This is a genomic window from Streptococcus sp. ST16, assembly GCF_046098135.1.
Lineage (GTDB): Bacteria > Bacillota > Bacilli > Lactobacillales > Streptococcaceae > Streptococcus.
In genome coordinates, this window is sequence record NZ_JBJUSE010000007.1 from 61,705 (window position 1) to 82,982 (window position 21,278).

At 42.7% G+C, this 21,278-nt stretch carries 15 protein-coding genes and 1 pseudogene; 14 read left to right on the forward strand and 2 right to left on the reverse strand.

Annotation, left to right across the window (positions count from 1 at the left end; translation table 11 throughout):
- Window positions 1-4: 4 nt before the first annotated feature.
- The 8 genes and pseudogenes from dltC (at window position 5) to ACIY14_RS06000 (ending at window position 9,526) form a co-directional block, all read left to right on the forward strand.
- Window positions 5-244, forward strand: coding sequence for a D-alanine--poly(phosphoribitol) ligase subunit DltC (dltC, locus tag ACIY14_RS05965; protein WP_000351973.1), 240 nt, complete (start codon window positions 5-7; stop codon window positions 242-244).
- Window positions 237-1,505, forward strand: coding sequence for a D-alanyl-lipoteichoic acid biosynthesis protein DltD (gene dltD / locus ACIY14_RS05970; protein WP_409001913.1), 1,269 nt, complete (start codon window positions 237-239; stop codon window positions 1,503-1,505). Before dltC ends, dltD begins: the two co-directional genes overlap by 8 nt.
- 142 nt (window positions 1,506-1,647) lie before the next feature.
- Window positions 1,648-3,711 carry a cell surface ecto-5'-nucleotidase Nt5e gene (nt5e, locus tag ACIY14_RS05975; protein ID WP_409001914.1) on the forward strand — a complete coding sequence of 688 codons (2,064 nt, stop codon included), beginning with the start codon at window positions 1,648-1,650 and terminating at the stop codon, window positions 3,709-3,711.
- Between the two features lie 152 nt (window positions 3,712-3,863).
- Complete coding sequence (gene adcR, locus ACIY14_RS05980; RefSeq protein ID WP_001249324.1) at window positions 3,864-4,304, forward strand: zinc-dependent transcriptional regulator AdcR; 441 nt, start codon at window positions 3,864-3,866, stop codon at window positions 4,302-4,304.
- Window positions 4,304-5,008: a metal ABC transporter ATP-binding protein gene (locus tag ACIY14_RS05985; RefSeq protein ID WP_409001915.1), complete on the forward strand. Its 705-nt coding sequence runs from the start codon at window positions 4,304-4,306 to the stop codon at window positions 5,006-5,008. Before adcR ends, ACIY14_RS05985 begins: the two co-directional genes overlap by 1 nt.
- Complete coding sequence (locus ACIY14_RS05990; protein WP_084877208.1) at window positions 5,001-5,807, forward strand: metal ABC transporter permease; 807 nt, start codon at window positions 5,001-5,003, stop codon at window positions 5,805-5,807. Before ACIY14_RS05985 ends, ACIY14_RS05990 begins: the two co-directional genes overlap by 8 nt.
- A gap of 9 nt (window positions 5,808-5,816) precedes the next feature.
- Complete coding sequence (adcA, locus tag ACIY14_RS05995; protein ID WP_409001916.1) at window positions 5,817-7,322, forward strand: zinc ABC transporter substrate-binding lipoprotein AdcA; 1,506 nt, start codon at window positions 5,817-5,819, stop codon at window positions 7,320-7,322.
- Between the two features lie 524 nt (window positions 7,323-7,846).
- Window positions 7,847-9,526 (forward strand): annotated as a pseudogene (locus ACIY14_RS06000) (alpha-L-fucosidase).
- Between the two features lie 36 nt (window positions 9,527-9,562).
- Here ACIY14_RS06000 and ACIY14_RS06005 read toward each other — a convergent pair.
- The gene (locus ACIY14_RS06005) at window positions 9,563-11,650 is read right to left on the reverse strand and encodes a GH92 family glycosyl hydrolase (RefSeq protein ID WP_409001917.1); all 2,088 of its coding nucleotides are present in this window, start codon (window positions 11,648-11,650) and stop codon (window positions 9,563-9,565) included.
- Between the two features lie 67 nt (window positions 11,651-11,717).
- Window positions 11,718-12,380, reverse strand: coding sequence for a Crp/Fnr family transcriptional regulator (locus ACIY14_RS06010; RefSeq protein ID WP_409001919.1), 663 nt, complete (start codon window positions 12,378-12,380; stop codon window positions 11,718-11,720).
- A 144-nt stretch (window positions 12,381-12,524) separates the two neighbouring features.
- Between ACIY14_RS06010 and nrdI the strand changes: the two genes are divergently transcribed.
- From nrdI to ACIY14_RS06040, 6 genes are all read left to right on the forward strand, one after another.
- Complete coding sequence (gene nrdI / locus ACIY14_RS06015) at window positions 12,525-12,998, forward strand: class Ib ribonucleoside-diphosphate reductase assembly flavoprotein NrdI (RefSeq protein WP_084911166.1); 474 nt, start codon at window positions 12,525-12,527, stop codon at window positions 12,996-12,998.
- Window positions 12,985-15,159 carry a class 1b ribonucleoside-diphosphate reductase subunit alpha gene (gene nrdE / locus ACIY14_RS06020; protein WP_409001920.1) on the forward strand — a complete coding sequence of 725 codons (2,175 nt, stop codon included), beginning with the start codon at window positions 12,985-12,987 and terminating at the stop codon, window positions 15,157-15,159. The genes nrdI and nrdE overlap by 14 nt, the downstream gene beginning before the upstream one ends.
- Window positions 15,160-15,168: 9 nt before the next feature.
- On the forward strand, window positions 15,169-16,116 hold the full coding sequence (locus ACIY14_RS06025) for a ribonucleotide-diphosphate reductase subunit beta (protein ID WP_409001921.1): 948 nt from the start codon (window positions 15,169-15,171) through the stop codon (window positions 16,114-16,116).
- Window positions 16,117-16,127: 11 nt separating this feature from the next.
- Complete coding sequence (gene nrdF, locus ACIY14_RS06030; RefSeq protein ID WP_409001922.1) at window positions 16,128-17,078, forward strand: class 1b ribonucleoside-diphosphate reductase subunit beta; 951 nt, start codon at window positions 16,128-16,130, stop codon at window positions 17,076-17,078.
- Between the two features lie 136 nt (window positions 17,079-17,214).
- Window positions 17,215-18,495: a glycoside hydrolase family 125 protein gene (locus ACIY14_RS06035; RefSeq protein WP_409001923.1), complete on the forward strand. Its 1,281-nt coding sequence runs from the start codon at window positions 17,215-17,217 to the stop codon at window positions 18,493-18,495.
- Between the two features lie 54 nt (window positions 18,496-18,549).
- Complete coding sequence (locus ACIY14_RS06040) at window positions 18,550-21,195, forward strand: alpha-mannosidase (RefSeq protein WP_409001924.1); 2,646 nt, start codon at window positions 18,550-18,552, stop codon at window positions 21,193-21,195.
- Window positions 21,196-21,278 lie beyond the last annotated feature (83 nt).

Consider the following 21,278-nt stretch of genomic DNA (forward strand, 5'->3'; position numbering starts at 1 on the left):
AAAAATGGATATCAAATCAGAAGTTATTGAAATTATTGATGAGTTGTTTATGGAAGATGTTTCTGACATGATGGATGAAGATCTTTTTGATGCCGGTGTCTTGGATAGTATGGGAACGGTTGAATTGATTGTTGAGATTGAAAATCGTTTTGACATTCGTGTTCCAGTGACGGAGTTCGGTCGTGATGACTGGAATACGGCTAATAAAATCGTAGAAGGTATTACGGAGTTGCAGAATGCTTAAACGCTTGTGGCTGATCTTCGGGCCTATCTTCATTGCTGGATTTTTAGTTCTTCTACTCATCTTTTTTTATCCAAGTACAACAAGCCATAATCTGACGGAGGAGAAGTACTCGGCGGCTTCTGTTAGTACAGAGAGCTTTAAAGAGAGAAGCCAAAAAGTAAGGGCCCTTACGGATCCAAATATGCGTTTTATCCCTTTTCTAGGGTCAAGTGAATGGGTTCGATTTGACAGTATGCATCCTGCTGTTTTAGCGGAAAAATACAATCGTCCCTATCGTCCTTATTTTCTAGGTCAGGCAGGAGCAACCTCTCTCATCCAATATTTTGGATTACAACAAATCTTGCCGGAAATAGAGAATAAGCAAGCGGTATTTGTGATTTCACCTCAGTGGTTTACACAGTCAGACATTGATTCTTCAGCTTTTCAGAGCTATTTTAACAGCGATCAGTTGACAGCTTTTTTGGAAAATCAATCTGATGATACTGCTACTCAGCATGCAGCTATTCGTTTGTTAAAGCAGAATCCTAATGTTGCATTAAAAGGAATTGTTCAAAAGCTATCGAAGGGCGAGGAATTGTCAGAGGTTGATCGGCTTACTATTGATATTTTTGCACGATTCAATGAAAAACAGTCCTCTCTCTTTGGTCAATTTTCCATTCGAGGAAAACTCAAATACAAGGAACATGTGGAGAACTATTTAAAAGATCTTCCAGATCAGTTTTCGTATGATGAGTTGGAGAAAATTGCTCGTAAGGATGCGGAAGCAAACACGACCAATAACGATATGGGGATTGAAAATCATTTTTATAATACTCGGGTGAAAAAAGATCTAAAAAAATGGGAGGGTTCCCAAAAAAATTACAGCTTCCTCAGCTCAACGGAGTACAATGATCTACAGTTGGTACTCAATCAATTTGCAAAATCGAAGGTCAATGTACTCTTTGTCATCCAGCCCGTCAACAAGAAGTGGATGGAGTACACAGGGCTCAGCGAAGAGATGTACCAGCATGCAGTGGAGAAAATTCGATACCAATTAGAAAGTCAAGGTTTTACCAATATTGCTGATTTTTCAAAAAATGGAGGGGACCCTTATTTTGTCAAGGATACCATTCATCTAGGATGGTTAGGTTGGCTAGCTTTTGATAAGGTTGTCAATCCTTTCTTGACGGATCCGAAACCAGCTCCAGACTACAAGATGAATGACCGCTTCTTCAGCAATGACTGGGCGACCTATGATGGGAACATCAAAGATTTCCAATAAAATAAGTTAAAAGTTTGGGATTTGAACCCAAGCTTTTTTGTTTAAATAGCGAATGTTTTAGATGAAAATAAGTCAAAGGTTTCAAATTTTCTAGAAATATCGTATAATATAAAGGAAAAAAAGAAAAGAAAAGGATTTCAAAATGAACAAACGTTCTTTGTTACCTGTCTTGTCGACAGCTCTATTAGCCCCAGCCTTTTTAGCTGGACAAGTCTATGCTGAAGAAGTAACAACTCCTGCAGAAAGTTCAGCTGTTGTAGCAACTCCCGCCACGCCGGAGACTCCTGCTCCTGTGTCGAACCCTTCAGCGCCAGCAACTCCAACAAATGAGGTAGAGACTCCAGCAACCGTTGCACCTACAGAAGCTCCGACAGCTCCTGCTGAATCTACTAAAAGCGAAGAAAAGGACACCGTTATCTTACACACCAATGATGTCCACGGTCGTATCGTAGAGGAAAAGGGAGTAATTGGAGATGCCAAGTTAGCGACTGTCATTGAGCAGGAACGCGCGAAATCAAATCAAACGACTCTCGTCGTAGATGCGGGAGACGCTTTCCAAGGTTTGCCGATTTCCAACTCTACTAAGGGTGAAGCACGCGCCGAAATTCTCAATCAGATGCAGTATGATGCCATGGCAGTAGGAAATCATGAGTTTGACTTTGGCCTTGATGAAGTTAAAAAATACAAGGAAATTCTGAAATTCCCATTACTTAGCTCAAATACCTACGTCAATGGCGCCCGTCTCTTTGAAGCTTCTACAATCGTTGATAAAGATAAGACTGTGGAAGGTGATGAGTTTGTTGTAATCGGTGTAACAACACCTGAAACAGCTACAAAAACCCACCCTAAAAACATTAAAGGGGTAACTTTTACAGATCCAATCTCTGAAGTCAATAAGGTCATCGAAGAAGTTCAAGCAAAGGCTCGTGCAGAAGGTAAGGACTACAAACACTATGTTGTGCTCGCTCACCTGGGTGTTGATACTACAACCCCAGTCGAGTGGCGTGGTTCAACCTTGGCAGAAGCTCTATCTAAAAATCCTCGTCTCAAAGGTAAACGTGTGACAGTTATTGATGGGCATTCTCATACAGTAGCTTCTACAACTTATGGCGACAATGTTACCTATAACCAGACAGGGAGTTACCTTCATAATGTTGGGAAAGTTATCTACAAATCACGTCAGCTTTTGGGCAATCCTACGTTGATTGCAGCTGCTGACCCCAAGAAACTAACTGCAAATCCAACAGTTGAAAAACTAGTCAAAGACATTAAACAAAAATACGATGCTGAAAATGCTGTTGAAGTCGTTTCAAACAGTCCTGTAGAACTAAACGGTGATCGTGAAAATGTTCGAGTTCGTGAAACCAACCTCGGAAGCGTCGTAGCGGACTCCCTCTATCAGTATGGTCAGACAGGATTTAGCCATCCGACAGACATCGCTGTGACAAATGGTGGTGGCTTGCGTGAAACCATAGCAAAAGGCAAACCGATTACGAAAGGAAATGTCATTGCGGTTCTTCCATTTGGAAACACAATTTCACAAATCCAAGTGACTGGGCAACAAGTATTGGATATGTTTGAAAAGTCACTCGGATCTATCTTGCAGGTCGATAAGGATGGCAAGAAGGTCTTGGATGAGAATGGGCAACCATTGTTAGAGCCAAGTGGGGGCTTCTTGCAAGTTTCGGGTGTGAAGGTCTACTATGATACCAACCTACCATCAGGAAAACGTGTCTTGGCCATCCAGGTCAAAAACCGCACGACTGGTCGTTATGATCTTCTAGACCTTGCAAAAACCTACTATCTTGCAACCAATGATTTCTTAGCTGCGGGTGGTGATGGCTACACTATGTTAGGTGGTGCGCGTGAAGAAGGCCCATCTATGGATGCAGCCTTTGAAGAGTATCTGAAGACTGCTGATTTGACCCAGTATGAAAAGATCAATCCGAACTCACGGACGATTTCTGTGGATTCTACAACTTTTAGTCTGCCGGTAGAAACGCCTCAAACGAATGCGGCTGCTAACGATGCGACTACAAATGTGCCATTGACTTATGAGGTGGCAGGTCAATTTAGCAAGAAAGCAGTTGTCTCAGAAAAAGCTCTTCCAAATACAGGAAGCGAGCAGTCCATCTTCTTGCTCTTGATGGGAATGGTAGCTGGTTTGGCAGGTATCTTATCGAGCCGAAAACCAAAGCTAAAATAGGTTAAATTTTCCATCTAGAAGAGTCTAGGGAAACGTTTTTACGCCTTTTTCCCTTGACTCTTTTTTGGTTTATGATATAATTAACCAGTAAAGAATCGGTGGCTATCTAAGTTTTTTTTTTACGGAAAAGATAGCTAGGGAAGGAGTAACACATGAGACAGCTTGCACAGGAAATCGATAACTTTCTAAACGAGGTGATCTTGAGATCTGAGAACCAGCATGAAATTCTGATTGGGCATTGCACGAGTGACGTTGCCTTGACCAACACTCAGGAACACATCCTCATGCTCTTGTCAGAAGAATCTCTAACCAACTCGGAGTTGGCCCGTCGCCTTAATGTCAGTCAGGCGGCAGTGACCAAGGCTATCAAGTCTTTGGTCAAAGAGGGCATGTTAGAGACATCTAGAGATCCAAAGGATGCGCGTGTGATCTTTTATCAACTGACAGAGCTAGCTCGACCAGTAGCGGCAGAACACCACCACCATCATGAACACACGCTCTTAGCCTATGAACAAGTGGCAAGTCAGTTTACTCCAAATGAACAAGAAGTTATCCAGCGGTTTTTAACTGCTTTAGTAGGAGAAATCAAATAATGCGGTATATTACAGTAGAGAACTTGTCTTTCTATTATGACAAGGAACCTGTCCTCGAGCATATCAACTATAGTGTTGATAGTGGGGAGTTTGTCACCCTGACTGGTGAAAATGGGGCTGCCAAGACGACGCTTATCAAGGCGAGCCTAGGCATCTTGCAGCCAAGATTTGGCAAGGTAACCATTTCAAAGACAAATACTCATGGGAAAAAGCTAAGGATAGCTTATCTTCCCCAGCAGATAGCTAGTTTTAATGCTGGTTTTCCAAGTACAGTTTATGAATTTGTCAAGTCGGGTCGCTATCCGCGAAAGGGCTGGTTCCGTCGCTTGAATGCCCATGATGAGGAGCATATCAAGGCTAGTCTAGATTCAGTTGGTATGTGGGAACACCGTGACAAACGAATTGGTTCCCTCTCGGGAGGGCAAAAGCAACGGGCAGTGATTGCTCGGATGTTTGCTTCTGACCCAGATATCTTTGTCCTGGATGAGCCGACAACAGGGATGGATGCTGGAAGCAAAAATGAATTTTACGAACTCATGCACCATAGTGCCCACCATCATGGCAAGGCCGTTTTGATGATTACCCATGACCCTGAGGAGGTCAAGGACTATGCGGATCGCAATATTCATCTAGTGCGCAATCAAGATTCGCCATGGCGTTGTTTCAACGTTCACGAAAGCGACCAGGAGGTGGAACATGCTTAGTTTGTTATCCTATGACTTTATGCAGCGTGCCTTCTTGGCGGTCATTGCCATGAGTCTCTTTTCACCAGTTCTGGGGACCTTCCTTATCTTACGTCGTCAGAGTTTGATGAGTGATACTCTCAGTCACGTTTCCTTGTCAGGGGTTGCCTTTGGTCTGGTTTTGGGGATTTCTCCAACTATTTCGACCATTGTCATTGTCTTGATAGCTGCGGTCTTTCTGGAGTATCTCCGTACGGTTTACAAGAACTTTATGGAAATCGGGACTGCCATCCTCATGTCGACAGGGCTTGCAGTCTCCCTTATCGTGATGAGTAAGGGGAAAAGTTCGAGTTCCATGAGTCTGGATCAATACCTCTTTGGTTCGATTGTGACTATCAGTGAGGAGCAGGTCATTGCCCTCTTTGTCATTGCTGCAGTCGTTTTGCTCTTGACTTTCTTGTTCTTACGTCCTATGTACATCCTGACCTTTGATGAGGATACGGCCTTTGTAGATGGGTTACCTGTCCGCACTATGTCTATCCTCTTTAACATGGTGACAGGGGTTGCCATTGCCCTTATGATACCAGCGGCAGGAGCCCTTTTGGTGTCGACCATTATGGTCTTGCCAGCTAGCATTGCCCTTCGTTTGGGGAAAAACTTCAAATCCGTTATGTTACTAGCCAGCGCTATTGGCTTTTTGGGAATGGTGGCAGGACTTTATATTTCCTACTATGCGGAAACCCCTGCTAGCGCTAGTATCACCATTATCTTTGTAGCTGTCTTTTTGTTAGTCAGTCTACTGAAACGTTTTATCAAATAGGAGAATGAAATGAAAAAACTGAGCTTACTGCTAGCTAGTCTATGTGCCCTGTTTTTAGTGGCTTGTTCCAATCAAAAACAGGCAGATGGGAAGCTAAATATCGTGACAACCTTTTACCCTGTCTACGAATTTACCAAGCAAGTCGCAGGAGATACTGCTAATGTAGAACTTCTAATCGGTGCTGGTACAGAACCTCACGAATACGAACCGTCTGCAAAGGCAGTTGCTAAAATCCAAGATGCAGATACCTTTGTCTATGAAAATGAAAATATGGAAACTTGGGTTCCAAAATTGCTAGAATCCTTGGATAAGAAAAAAGTGAAAACCATCAAGGCGACAGGTGATATGCTCCTCTTGCCAGGTGGTGAGGAAGAAGAGGGAGACCATGACCATGGAGAAGAAGGCCATCACCATGAGTACGATCCCCACGTTTGGTTATCACCAGCACGTGCTATCAAACTGGTAGAGCATATCCGTGACAGTTTGTCAGCAGATTATCCTGATAAAAAAGAGACTTTTGAGAAGAATGCGGCTGCCTATATCGAAAAATTGCAAGCCTTGGACAAGGCATACACAGATGGCTTGTCTCAAGCTAAACAAAAGAGTTTTGTGACCCAGCATGCTGCCTTTAACTACCTTGCCTTGGACTACGGTCTCAAGCAAGTATCCATCTCAGGTCTCTCACCAGATGCAGAACCATCAGCAGCACGTTTGGCAGAATTGACAGAGTATATCAAGAAAAACAAGATTTCTTATATCTACTTTGAAGAAAATGCCTCACAAGCCCTAGCCAATACACTCTCAAAAGAAACAGGTGTCAAACTAGATGTGCTCAATCCGCTAGAAAGTCTGACAGAAGAAGCAACCAAGGCCGGTGAGGACTACATCTCCGTGATGGAGAAAAATCTCAAGGCTTTGAAGCAGACAACAGACCAAGAAGGACAAGAAATCGAACCAGAGAAGGAAGAAAACACCAAGACAGTTCACAATGGTTACTTTGAGGATGCAGACGTCAAGGATCGCACCTTGAGTGACTATGCTGGTAACTGGCAGTCAGTCTATCCTTTCCTTGAAGATGGGACCTTTGATCAAGTCTTTGACTACAAGGCTAAGTTGACTGGTAAGATGACAAAGGATGAGTACAAGGCCTACTATAGAAAAGGCTATCAGACAGATGTGACTAAGATCAACATCACTGATAATACTATGGAATTTGTTCAAGGTGGCCAAAGCAAGAAATTCACCTACAAGTATGTCGGCAAGAAAATCTTGACTTATAAGAAAGGTAATCGTGGAGTGCGCTTCCTTTTTGAAGCGACAGATGCGGACGCTGGACAGTTCAAGTACGTTCAGTTTAGTGACCACAATATCGCCCCAGTTAAGGCAGAACATTTCCATATCTTCTTTGGAGGCACCAGCCAAGAAGCCCTCTTTGAAGAGATGGACAACTGGCCAACCTACTACCCAGATAACCTATCTGGCCAAGAAATCGCCCAAGAAATGTTGGCGCATTGATGCAAGAGAAAATCCCTCAAATCTGCGGGATTTTTTGCTAGAAATGATTAGGTTGTTAGGTATTATAGTACCACAGCAGTGCTGTTCACAATGTGATAAGGCAGTCATTTTCTACTTGCTGCTTCTAACTAGCTGACGAATGCAAAAGCTACGATTGTACAAATTATAGAATCTTTTCAGGGAATTTAGGAAGAAATCTTAGTCATATTGACGCTACTATCGCTTTTTGTTATAGTCAAGGAGAGAGCGGTCTGGAACAATAGTTTATTCACAGTCTGTGGATAAGTCTAGGAGAAAATGACATACAACTCATGGTGTTGAAGTATTCTGATAATAGTTCCGTACATTAGTAACTTGCTAGAGAGCTAGTAAAAACCTTAGTACAGAGCTATTTGACAAAGGTCTGTTTAGGGTGGAAGCTTCCAAGTCTAAGAGCTGGATTCTGGAGAAATTAGTTTGTAGGCATGTTTTCTTATCCACAAGTTGTGGATAACTTTGTGAACAAGAGAAAGAAATATGAGATGATGACGAACATAAAACCACATGGGCCATTACCAAGTCAGGCCCAACTAGATTATTTAGAGGATGAACTAGCTGCCTTTATCCATTTTGGACCCAATACCTTTTATGACCAGGAATGGGGGACAGGTCAGGAGAAGCCTGAACGCCTTAACCCGACTCAGTTGGATGCGCGTGAGTGGGTTCGAGTGCTCAAAGAAACAGGTTTTAAAAAGCTAATTTTGGTGGTCAAGCACCATGATGGTTTTGTGCTTTACCCGACAGCCCACACAGATTATTCGGTCAAGGCTAGCCCTTGGAGGGATGGAAAGGGGGACTTGCTCCTTGAGGTTTCCAAAGCTGCAACTGAGTTTGACATGGATTTGGGAGTGTATTTGTCTCCTTGGGATGCTCACAGTCCCCTCTATCACGTGGGCCGAGAAGCGGACTACAATGCCTACTATCTGGCTCAATTGAAGGAAATCTTGTCAAATCCTGCCTATGGGAATGCTGGGAAGTTCACTGAGGTGTGGATGGATGGTGCTCGAGGCGAAGGGGCCCAGAAAGTCAACTATGAATTTGAGACTTAGTTTGAAACCATTCGTGACTTGCAGGGGGATTGTTTGATTTTCTCAACTGAGGGAACTAGTATTCGCTGGATTGGCAATGAACGAGGCTATGCAGGAGATCCCTTGTGGCAAAAAGTCAAACCAGACCAGTTGGGGACCGAGGCGGAATTAGATTATCTACAGCACGGAGACCCCTCTGGAACGCTATTTTCAATCGGTGAGGCAGATGTTTCTCTTCGCCCGGGCTGGTTTTACCATGAGGATCAGGATCCCAAGTCTCTCGAGGAGTTGGTCGAAATCTACTTTCACTCAGTAGGGCGGGGAACTCCACTCTTGCTTAATATCCCACCGAACCAAGATGGCCTCTTTGACGAAAAGGATATCCAGCGTCTCTATGAATTTGCTGCCTACCGTGACACACTCTATAGGGAAGATTTAGCTCTGGGAGCCAAGGTATCTGGCCCTGCTCTATCACCAGACTATGCCTGTCATCATCTGACAGATGGGCTAGAGACCAGTTCATGGGCAAGTGATGCAGAGTTGCCAATCCAATTAGAGCTCGATTTAGGATCACCTAAAACTTTTGATGTGATTGAGTTAAGAGAAGATTTGAAGCTGGGGCAACGCATCGCTGCTTTTCATGTTCAGGTAGAGTTGGATGGTGTCTGGCAGGAGTTTGGGTCTGGTTATACTGTTGGCTACAAACGTCTCTTACGAGGATCAGTCGTTGAGGTTCAGAAGATACGCGTGACCATTACAGAGGCACAGGCTTTGCCTTTGTTAACCAAGATTTCACTCTATAAAACACCTACCTTGTCGAAAAAAGAAACTGTTCAGCAACTAGAGTTCTCAGAAAAAAGTCTGGCTGTGACCAAGGGAGAAAATGTCCACTTTACAGTGAAGCGAAGAGAATCTAGCAGTCCTTTGGAAGCTAAGATTTCGATTCAACCAGGGACGGGTGTGCATGGTGTCGTTTATCGGGACGAGATTCAAGTCCTTGCGTTTCAAGTTGGCGAGACTGAAAAAAAGCTAACGCTACCAACCTTGTATTTTGCAGGAGATAAAACCTTGGACTTTTATCTGAATTTGACGGTAGATGGGCAGCTTGTTGACCAACTTCAGGTCCAAGTTTCATAAAAGAAGAACCTTTGCGCGATGCAAAGGTTCTTTTGGTTAGGAGTGATTTGGTAGCCAGCTGAGGGTGAAGGTCAGTTGCTCAGCTTTCAAGAGGTCTTGGTGTTGAATGCTAGATACTATGGTCTTGTCCAATCGGCATTCTTTGACAAAGTTGAAATGGCTGTGGTTTTGCTCGGCATGGATATCCAGCCATTTATTTTCCTTAGCTAGGTAGATACGGAGATGGTCAAAGAGAGGGATTCCGAGATCGTAACTTGGTTTGCCCGGACAGGTCGGGTAGAATCCAAGAGCTGACCAGATGTACCAAGCAGAGAGACTGCCATTATCCTCATCGCCAGGATAGGCTTGCCAGCTTGGGTGAAAGGCTTTCTGACTTATCGACTTGATGAGTAGAGCAGTGTAGTCAGGGTAGTCACTGTAGCGGAAGAGATAAGGGATGTGGAAACTAGGTTGGTTGGAAATAGCCATTTGCCCAAAAGGAGCTGTAGCCATCTCGCTCATCTCGTGAATCTCATAACCATAGCCAGTCGTTTCAAAGAGAGGAGCACCCTGACAGGCTTTCAGAAGGTAGCGGCTGAAGGCTTCTTTTCCGCCCATAAGCTGGATTAAGCCTGGGATGTCGTGGAGGACGCCTAAGGTCGCTTGAATGGCAGAGCATTCGGCGTAGTCGCGTCCCCAACTATAAGGAGAGAAGTCGGGGCGGAAGTTGCCTTGGCTATCTCGCGCACGCATGTAGCCCGTCGCAGTGTCAAATAGATGGTGGTAATTTTGTGACGAAGTTCTATAAGTTTTCGCGATGTCATTCTGACCTAGTTTTTCGGCACAGCTGGCGATACAAAAATCACTATAGGTATAGTCTAGGGTATGGCTGACGCTTTCGTGGTGGTCGGTAGAGAGGTAGCCCAGTTCTTGGTATTGGGCTAGTCCGTGGCGGCCATTGATGCCGAGAGGGTCGGACTTAGTGGCTGTCTCCAGCATGGCTTGAAGGAGTTCTTTTTCTAGGTCGGGGGCCATGTCCTTGCAGGCGCTGTCTGCGATAATGCCATCTAAAAGGGTACCAGGCATCATACCCCGTTCGTCTGGAGCTAGCCATTTTGGAAGGAATCCAGTATCGTGGTAGCTATTGAGAAAGCCTTCTAAAAAGAGACGATAGTGTTCCGGTATGACAAGGGCAAAGAGGGGGAAGGTGGTGCGGAAGGTATCCCAGAAGCCATTGTTGCTAAAGAGGACACCGGGCTTGACAGTACCAGTAGCCAGATCCATGTGGATGGCTTGCCCTGATTCATCAACCTCATAAAAAGTCTGCGGGAAGAGGAAGAGTCTGTAAAGGCAGTGGTCAAAGAAGGTTCGGTCAGCCTCTCCTGTCTCGATAACGTCAAAACGGTGGAGAAGATTTTCCCATTTCGCTTGGGCACTTGCTTTACAGCTGTCAAAGTCCTTTTGAGGTAGATTAAGCAGAGCTTGAGATGGAGAGATGAAAGAAGTTGCTAGCTGGATTTCAGCATGACTATCTGTCAGGTCAATTCGCCAGTCTCCGCTTTCTTGGCTGACAGCAAGAATATCCGTATTTATTTGTAGGGCAGTAAACAGTATCAGAGGATTTTTATTGGTCTCAGTTTTGCCTTCTTGTCTTAGTGCAAGAGTTCGCTTACCTATTTGTTCTACTGTCAGTTCATCTGCTGCGTGAAGATAGAGGGAGAGGACTTTGCCTTGCTTTTGCTCTAGACGAATAGAAGCGCCATAGCAAGTCGGTGTCAGTTGGCTTTCAATCTGAAAGCGCAGGGAGAAAATCTTCAGATAATGAGGTTGGAAAGAGGCCTTATCCATATCATAGGAGGATTGACGGTGAAAGAGGCTGTCACCCCCAAGCTGGCCTGTGACAGGTGTCAGAAGGAGCCAAGAGTAGTCGCCAATCCAAGGACTGGGCTGATGGGTTAATCGAATCCCTTGAAAGACGGGCAGATGCGGATCGAAAAACCAAGCTCCCTCCTGGTCACTGGTCTGGGGCACAAAGTAATTCATCCCAAAAGGCACGCCCGTGTAGGGCAAGGTATTTCCCCGAGAGAAGGCATGCTTGCTAGCAGTGCCAAAGCGGGTATCGATGGACTCAAGTAGTAGTTTCATGATTATCTCTTTGTAAACGTTTTATATTTTATATAGTATAACATGAAATGAACAAAAAAGCTTCAGATCAATATAAATTCCTTAAAGCTTGATCATCTATGATATGAATGGTACGACGAATCTTTCGAATATAGTGATGTTCTTCAAAAATCTTAAATTTTCGCGAAATGGTTTCGGGTCTCGTTCCGAGGTAACTAGCAAGTTCCTTTTCTGAAATTGGCAAAGTAAAGGTGAATTTAGGATTGTCACTTTTTTCGGTAAGATGAATAAGATAGCAAGCTAGGCGTTGTTCTATTTTTTCAAGGGCCAATAAGGTGACTTGTTCTTCCGTCTGGATTGCTTTTCTGGCATTAAGACGTAGAAGTTGCCAACTAAAATGTGGAAAACTCTGGAGAAGGTATTGAAAATCTTTTTTATAAATGACACAGATTTCTGTAGAGACCAAGGCTTCCCCGTAGAGATCCTGATTATTCTCTTCAAAGAGATAGTTTTCTCCTTCATAATTTCCTTTGCCAACGATACGGATACATTGCTCGGTTCCATCATTAGTTAGACGATAGACCTTAAATTGTCCTCTATTAACAATGATTAAAGTTTCCTCATCAAAGGGTGAGAAAATTAACTCGCCCTTTTTAAATTTCTTATGGTGAAACAGACTTTGGATACCCTGAAGTTCATCACGGGAGAGGGAGCTAAAAAGGGGAACGGTATAAAAGCATGGTTGTGACATAGAAACTCCTAATTTTGAAGAAATTTATAGAAACTTGACGAATATCAATTTTTTTATCATTTAGATACAGTAAAATAAAAAACACAATATATAGCGTAGATGTATCCGACAAACACAATATATTGTACCAAAAAAGGAGGAGTCATGCAAAAAATTAGATTTTATTATATTAGTTTAAGTGGGAATACAAGTTCTTTTGTACAACGGGTCAGTCAATATATAAAGACGACGCATCATAGAGAAGTTGAGTCTTTGAATATAAAAGATTTAAAGGGAAAAGCGATTACGGTAGATGGTCCCTTTGTCAGTTTTTTACCAACTTATCTAGAGGGGGGAAATGGAATTGATACTGGTTTCCAAGAAATTCTGACGGGGAATCTTCGAAAATTTTTGGAGTATCAAGGAAATTTTCGTTATTGCTTAGGAATTATCGGGAGTGGTAATCGAAATTTCAATAAGCAATTCTGTCTAACGGCTTTTCAATATGCAGAGCAGTTTGGCTTTCCTGTTATAGATGTTTTTGAATTACGTGGGACAGATGAAGATGTAGAGAGGATCTCCAAACATATTTTAGCTAGTTTTGAGAAAGTAGAGGAAAAAATAAATGTCAGCTACTAAGGATTATTTTGTTTTGAACAATATGGTGAACATTCCAATTGATGGTGAAATTCCTCTTTACTATGATAGAGAGGCCTTAACAGACTATTTAAAGAATGAAATTGAACCTCATACGATGCATTTTTCAAGTCTGAAAGAACGTCTCCAGTATTTAATTCGAGAGGATTATGTGGATGAAGAGGTTGTGGGCTTGTATCGTGGAGAGTCTGGTGAGATTGATAGTGATTTTTTAGAGGACTTATATCAAAAAATCAAAGAACATGATTTTACCTTTAAGAGTTTTATGGGAGCTTATAAATTTTATAATCAATATGCACTAAAGACTGATGATTCAAAGACCTATTTGGAATCGTTTGAGGACCGGGTGTTCCTTAATGCCCTCTATCTAGGAAATGGTGATCAGAACTTAGCGACAAAAATTGCGGAGGAAATGATTACCCAACGGTACCAACCTGCGACCCCCACATTCTTAAATGCAGGAAAAAAACGGCGTGGTGAGATGGTTTCTTGTTTTCTAATAGATCTCGATGACTCTATGTTATCTATCGGACGTGGGGTCAACTCTGCTTTGCAACTTTCTAGACTTGGTGGTGGGGTTGGAGTGAATTTATCGAACCTACGTGCGAGTGGTTCTCCTATAAAAGGAATTGAACATGCTTCTTCGGGAGTACTTCCTGTAATGAAACTACTAGAAGACTCTTTTAGCTATAGCAATCAACTAGGACAGAGAAATGGGGCAGGAGTCGTTTACTTGAATGTTTTTCATCAGGATATTCTCGCCTTTTTATCGACAAAGAAAGAAAATGCAGATGAAAAAATTCGTGTTAAAACCCTCTCTCTAGGGTTGGTCGTTCCGGATAAGTATTACGAGCTGATTAAAACAAATCAACCCATGTATCTGTTTAATCCTTATCATGTTGAAAAAGTCTATGGGAAACCTTTTTCGTACGTAGATATCACGGCTGAATACGACCGATTGGTTGCAAATCCAGCTATTGAAAAGACAGTTGTTCAAGCGAGAGAATTGGAACAGGAAATTTCCCGCTTGCAACAAGAGTCTGGCTATCCTTATATTCTAAATATCGATGTCGCTAATCGCGCGAATCCCGTCAAAGGGAAAATCATTATGAGTAATCTTTGTTCAGAGATTTTGCAACCACAAACTCCATCCGTATTGAATGATGATTTATCCTATCATGAGGTGGGAACGGATATTAGTTGTAACCTTGGATCAACTAATATTGTTAATTTACTAAAATCTGAAGATTTTGCTGCCTCTGTTGATACAATGGTTCGTGCCTTAACGACTGTTACAGATCTAGAGTCTGTTGAAGAAGTGCCTACAGTAAATAAAGGAAATCGTCTCTACCATACGATAGGACTCGGAGCGATGGGATTACACACAGCTTTTGCTTTGCACCAAATCAAGTATGGTTCAAAAGAATCTCTAGAATTTACAGAAGCTTACTTCTTGGCATTGAATTATTATTCTTTAGTATCCAGCAATAGAATCGCAAGAGAGCGGCATGAGACATTTTATGAATTTGCGGATTCGAGCTATGCCGATGGAAGTTACTTTTCACCATATGTAGAGCAGGATTTTGTATTTAGATTTCCTAAGATAGCAGCCATTTTTAAGGATATTCCTATTCCAACGAAAGAAGATTGGAAGGTACTAAGGGAGAAGGTCATGAAAGATGGCCTCTACCATCGAAATCGTTTAGCAGTGGCGCCTAATGGTTCTATTTCTTATATCAACGAAACGAGTGCTTCTCTTCACCCGATTACTCAGTTGGTAGAAAATCGGCAGGAAAAGAAGGTGGGATCGATCTTTTATCCCGCTCCGTATCTGTCCAATGATACCTTACCATTTTATGAGACTGCTTATAACATGGATCAGCGTAAAATTATTGATGTATATGCAGTCGCACAAAAACACATTGATCAGGGAATGAGTCTGACTCTCTTTATGCGTTCTCAATTACCTGAAGGACTATATGAATGGAAAACTAAGGGAAATACAATGCTAACGACACGTGACTTGAATCGTCTTCGGAATTACGCATGGCGAAAAGGGATAAAATCACTTTATTATGTCAGAACCTATACAGAGGATGACGAATTTAACAGTGTAAATAGCTGTGAATCTTGTATGATTTAAGGAGAGAAGATGTCAAAAAAATTTCTATATTACAAAGCAATCAACTGGAATGAGATTGAGGATGAATTGGATAACGCTACGTGGGAGAGAGCGACATCGTTATTTTGGCTAGACAATCGAATTCCAATTGAAAATGATAAACCTGCTTTTAATCGTTTGTCGGTAGAGGAGAAGCAAGAATTAAATCGCTCGCTGATCTTTCTGGCGAATTTATCAACTTACCAGTCGCTAGAGGCGGAGGAGTTTATACGGCATAGTGAACGCTCGCAACAGGAGGTTGCTATTGTAAATAATCTACAGTTCACTGAAATGGTAAATACCAAGGCCTATAATACTATTTTATACTCCTTTAATGAGGACGAGCGGGAGGTGGCATCCTTATTTGAGTGGGTAGATCAACATAAATTGGTAGTGGAGCGACTAGAAAGAGTCGATACGGTATATCATAGTAAAAATGCGATTCAGAAGCGCTTTATGGCTACTTGTGTGGAAGGAATTATGACTTATAGTCAACTTGCTTTTTTGATGAAACTGTGGATTCAAAAGGGCTTTACTAATCTTGGCGAAATGGTGAAAATGATTCTCTTGAATGAGTCATTGCATTGTGACTATCTGATACATAAAGTCAATCTTCTTTTGGCGAGAATGGATAGAGCTGGCCAAATTTCATTTCAAACCTGGGCTGTTGAAATGATTGATAGAATCTTAGAAACAGAGGGGAAAATTATTCGTGAACTTTATGTAGATGCTGACATTCAAAAATTGACTCAGAACCTTGTACAAAGAGAAGCCAATCATTTGTTAGAGAGTATCGGGGTTGAAGAGAGGTACCCGGTTGATAGGGAGATTCTCTCTGCGCTTGATCGAGTATTGAACAGGCTGAGAAAGCACGAGCTTCTCGGGCAGATGTCTATCCATAGGATAGAAGAATCACGTGATGATGACTATGATTTTTGAGGAGGATTTATATGTTACATCGGACATTAAATTGGAAAGAAGTTGAGGATGAGTTAGACGACTATGTTTGGGATAAAGCCACGGCACAATTTTGGATTGATACTCGTGTTCCAGTATCAAATGACTTGCTTGATTGGAAGCAACTATCAGATCCGGAAAAAGAGGTTGTCAAGAAAGCGGTAGGGGGCTTGGCTTTGCTTGATACGCTTCAATCCGAAGAGGGGTTGTATTCTATTAAACAGCACGTTCGAACTCGCAAGGAGAGAGCGGTTCTGAGTGATTTTACATTTATGGAATCTATCCATGCTAAGACATACGGTACCATATTGATTTCGTTAAATACTTTTAAGGAAATTGAGAAAATATATGATTGGATGAATCAGGATTCTAAAATGCAGTATAAAGCCCAAAAGATAAATGAGATGTATCAGCATGGAACCCCTCTACAGGTGATGGTTGCGAGTGTGTTTTTAGAAGGAATCCTATACTATAGCAACTTTTTCATACCGCTTTGGTATCGTGGACAAAATAAACTAGCTAATCTAGCAGAGTTAATCAAATTAGTAATTAGGGACGAATCTGTACATGGGACTTATCTGGGATATAAGTTTCGCTTAACCTTTGATGAGCTCTCAGAAACGGAACAACATGAGTTCATAACTTGGATGTATCGTTTTTTAGATGATCTTTTAGAAAATGAGTTTGCATATACAGATGAAGTCTATGCACCTATTGGTCTGGCAGAAGAAATAAAGGTATTTGTTAAATACAATGCCAATAAAGCGCTACAAAATATGGGTTTTCAAAGTTACTTTTCGAATATTACAGCGTCTGATGTAAATCCAATTGTCATGAATGGTATTTCGATTGAAACTGCTAATCACGATTTCTTTTCTCAAGTGGGTGCGGGATATCTAATGGGAAATGCAGAAGCAATGCTAGATGATGACTATGATTTTTAGAATAAACGAAACAATAGGAATCTCTACATAATTTTTTCATAAGTTTGTTTCAAAACGCCTTTAGTTTGTGTATATCTTTTGGAGGCGTTTTTTTTTATACTGAACATGAAACTTGTTTGAAAGAGGATACTGCACGATGATTTATTCAAAAGAAATTGTTAGAGAATGGCTAGACGAAGTAGCAGAGCGTGCCAAGGACCATCCGGAGTGGGTGGATGTCTTTGAGCGTTGCTATACCGACACCTTGGACAATACAGTTGAGATATTGGAAGATGGTTCAACTTTTGTGCTCACAGGGGATATTCCTGCCATGTGGCTTCGTGATTCGACTGCCCAACTCAGACCCTACCTTCATGTGGCTAAAAGAGATGTTCTCCTGCGTCAGACCATTGCAGGTTTGGTCAAGCGTCAGATGACCTTGGTGCTCAAGGATCCTTATGCCAACTCCTTTAACATTGAGGAGAACTGGAAAGGTCACCATGAGACAGACCACACAGACCTTAACGGCTGGATTTGGGAGCGCAAGTATGAGGTGGACTCTCTCTGCTATCCTTTGCAGTTGGCTTATCTCCTTTGGAAAGAGACTGGCGAAACCAGTCAGTTTGATGAGACTTTTGTCGCAGCGACCAAGGAAATTCTTCATCTGTGGACGGTGGAACAAGACCACAACAATTCACCTTATCGTTTTGTCCGTGATACGGACCGCAAGGAAGATACTCTGGTAAATGATGGCTTTGGACCTGCCTTTGCAGTGACAGGTATGACCTGGTCAGCCTTTCGTCCGAGTGATGACTGCTGCCAGTATAGCTATTTGATTCCGTCCAATATGTTTGCTGTAGTAGTCTTGGGGTACGTGCAAGAAATCTTTACAGAACTAGACCTAGCTGATAGTGAGAGTATTATTGCTGATGCTAAGCGTCTCCAGGCTGAAATCCAAGAAGGCATCGAAAATTACGCTTACACAACTAACAGCAAGGGTGAAAAGATTTACGCCTTTGAAGTGGATGGCCTAGGAAATGCTAGCATCATGGATGATCCAAATGTACCGAGTCTGCTGGCTGCGCCTTATCTGGGCTATTGCGACATTGAAGACGAAGTGTATCAAGCCACACGCCGTACCATTCTGAGCCCTGAAAATCCATACTTCTACCAAGGAGAATACGCTAGCGGTCTCGGAAGTTCTCATACCTTCTATCGCTATATCTGGCCCATTGCCCTTTCTATCCAAGGCTTGACAACAAGAGATAAGGCCGAGAAGAAATTCTTGCTGGACCAGCTGGTTGCCTGCGATGGTGGCACAGGTGTCATGCACGAAAGCTTCCACGTGGACGACCCAACGCTTTACTCACGTGAATGGTTCTCTTGGGCCAACATGATGTTTTGTGAATTGGTTTTGGATTATCTAGATATCCGCTAGTCAGTTCTTTAGTTAGATAGAAATAAAAATTTAAGTTAGAATGAGGTTTTACTCATGGAAAATGTTGTTGTACATATTATCTCACATAGTCACTGGGATCGTGAGTGGTACTTACCTTTTGAAAGCCACCGTATGCAGTTGGTGGAATTATTTGATAATCTTTTTGACCTTTTTGAAAATGACCCTGAGTTCAAGAGTTTCCACTTGGATGGCCAAACCATTGTCCTTGATGACTATTTGGAAATTCGCCCTGAAAATCGCGACAAAGTCCAAGGTTACATCGACCAAGGCAAACTCAAAATTGGTCCCTTTTACATCTTGCAGGATGATTACTTGATTTCCAGCGAAGCCAATGTCCGCAACACCTTGATTGGTCAAGCAGAATGTGCAAAATGGGGCAAATCAACCCAGATTGGTTACTTCCCAGATACCTTTGGAAATATGGGGCAAGCGCCTCAAATCCTTCAAAAATCAGGCATTCACGTGGCAGCCTTTGGCCGTGGTGTCAAGCCGATTGGCTTTGACAACCAAGTCCTCGAAGATGAGCAGTTCACTTCCCAGTTTTCAGAAATGTACTGGCAGGGTGCAGACGGAAGTCGTGTCCTCGGTATCCTCTTTGCCAACTGGTACAGTAATGGAAATGAAATCCCAGTTGATAAGGATGAGGCCCTGGCCTTCTGGAAACAAAAACTGTCAGACGTGCGTGACTACGCTTCGACCAACCAATGGTTGATGATGAACGGATGTGACCACCAACCTGTGCAGAAAAATCTGAGCGAAGCCATTCGTGTGGCAAATGAACTCTTCCCAGATGTGACCTTTGTGCATAGTTCTTTTGATGACTATATCAACGCAGTAGAAAGTGCTCTGCCAGAGCAACTATCGACCGTTACGGGTGAGTTGACCAGTCAGGAAACAGATGGTTGGTATACACTGGCTAACACTTCTTCATCCCGTATTTACCTCAAACAAGCCTTCCAAGAAAATAGCAACTTGCTGGAGCAAGTAGTGGAACCCTTGACCGTCATCACTGGTGGACACAACCACAAGGACCAGTTGACCTATGCTTGGAAAGTCCTTCTACAAAATGCACCGCATGATAGTATCTGTGGCTGTAGCGTGGACGAAGTTCACCGTGAGATGGAGACACGTTTTGCCAAGGTCAACCAAGTCGGAAACTTCGTTAAGACCAATCTTCTCAACGAGTGGAAGGGTAAAATTGCAACCCACGAAGCTCAAAGCGACCATCTCTTTACGGTCATCAATACAGGCTTGCATGACAAGGTTGACACTGTCAGCACAGTGATTGATGTGGCGATTTGTGATTTCAAGGAATTGCACCCAACAGAAGGCTACAAGAAAATGGCAGCCTTGACCTTGCCAAACTACCGTGTCGAAGACTTGGAGGGGCATGCTGTAGAAGCGAAAATCGAAGACCTGGGAGCTAACTTTGAGTATGATTTGCCAAAAGACAAGTTCCGTCAGGCTCGCATCGCTCGTCAAGTGCGCGTGACAGTCCCTGTTCATCTAGCACCTCTCTCTTGGACAACCTTCCAATTACTTGAAGGAGAACAAGAAGGCCGTGACGGTATTTACCAAAATGGAGTGATTGATACGCCATTTGTAACGGTAAGTGTGGATGAAAATATCACGGTCTACGACAAGACAACTCATGAAGCTTATGAAGATGTTATCCGCTTTGAAGACCGTGGTGACATTGGAAATGAGTACATCTATTTCCAACCAAAAGGAACAGAGCCTATTTACGCAGAACTCAAAGGCTATGAAGTCTTGGAAAATACAGCTCGTTTTGCTAAGGTCTTGCTCAAGCATGAATTGACAATTCCAGTAAGTGCAGACGAAAAATTAGATGCAGAACAAAGAGGCATCATCGAGTTTATGACGCGTGAAGCTGGGCGCTCAGAAGAATTGACAAGCATTCTTCTTGAAACGGAGATGACCGTCTTTGTTGACAATCCACAAATCCGCTTCAAGACTCGCTTTACTAACACAGCCAAGGACCACCGTATCCGTCTCTTGGTTAAGACTCATAACACACGTCCAAGCAATGACTCTGAAAGCATCTATGAGGTGGTGACACGACCACACAAACCAGCGGCTTCATGGGAAAATCCTGAAAATCCTCAACACCAACAAGCCTTTGTCAGCCTTTATGATGATGAAAAAGGGGTGACGGTAGCCAATAAAGGATTGCATGAGTATGAAATCCTTGGCGATGATACTATTGCAGTGACCATCCTTCGTGCTTCAGGTGAGCTAGGTGACTGGGGTTACTTCCCGACACCAGAGGCTCAATGTTTGCGTGATTTTGAAGTCGAGTTTGCACTTGAATGTCACCAAGCACAAGAACGCTTCTCAGCTTTCCGTCGTGCCAAAGCCTTCCAAACACCATTCACTAGTCTTCAAGTTGCTAAACAAGAAGGAAGTGTTGCTGCGACTGGTAGCCTCTTGAGTCATGCGGCACTCAGCTTACCACAAGTTTGCCCAACAGCCTTTAAAGTGGCGGAAAATGAAGAAGGATATGTTCTCCGTTACTACAATATGAGTCAAGAAAATGTGCGCATATCTGAACACCAACAAACCATTCTTGACTTACTTGAACGACCATATCCAGTTCATTCAGGACTATTGGCTCCACAAGAAATTCGTACAGAATTGATTAAAAAAGAAGAAATTTAATAGTTATAAAGTGTTCTATAACGAATACTATGAGATAGAAAGGAGGGGCGAAAGAGTAAGGATTAACTACTGATTCGCCCCTT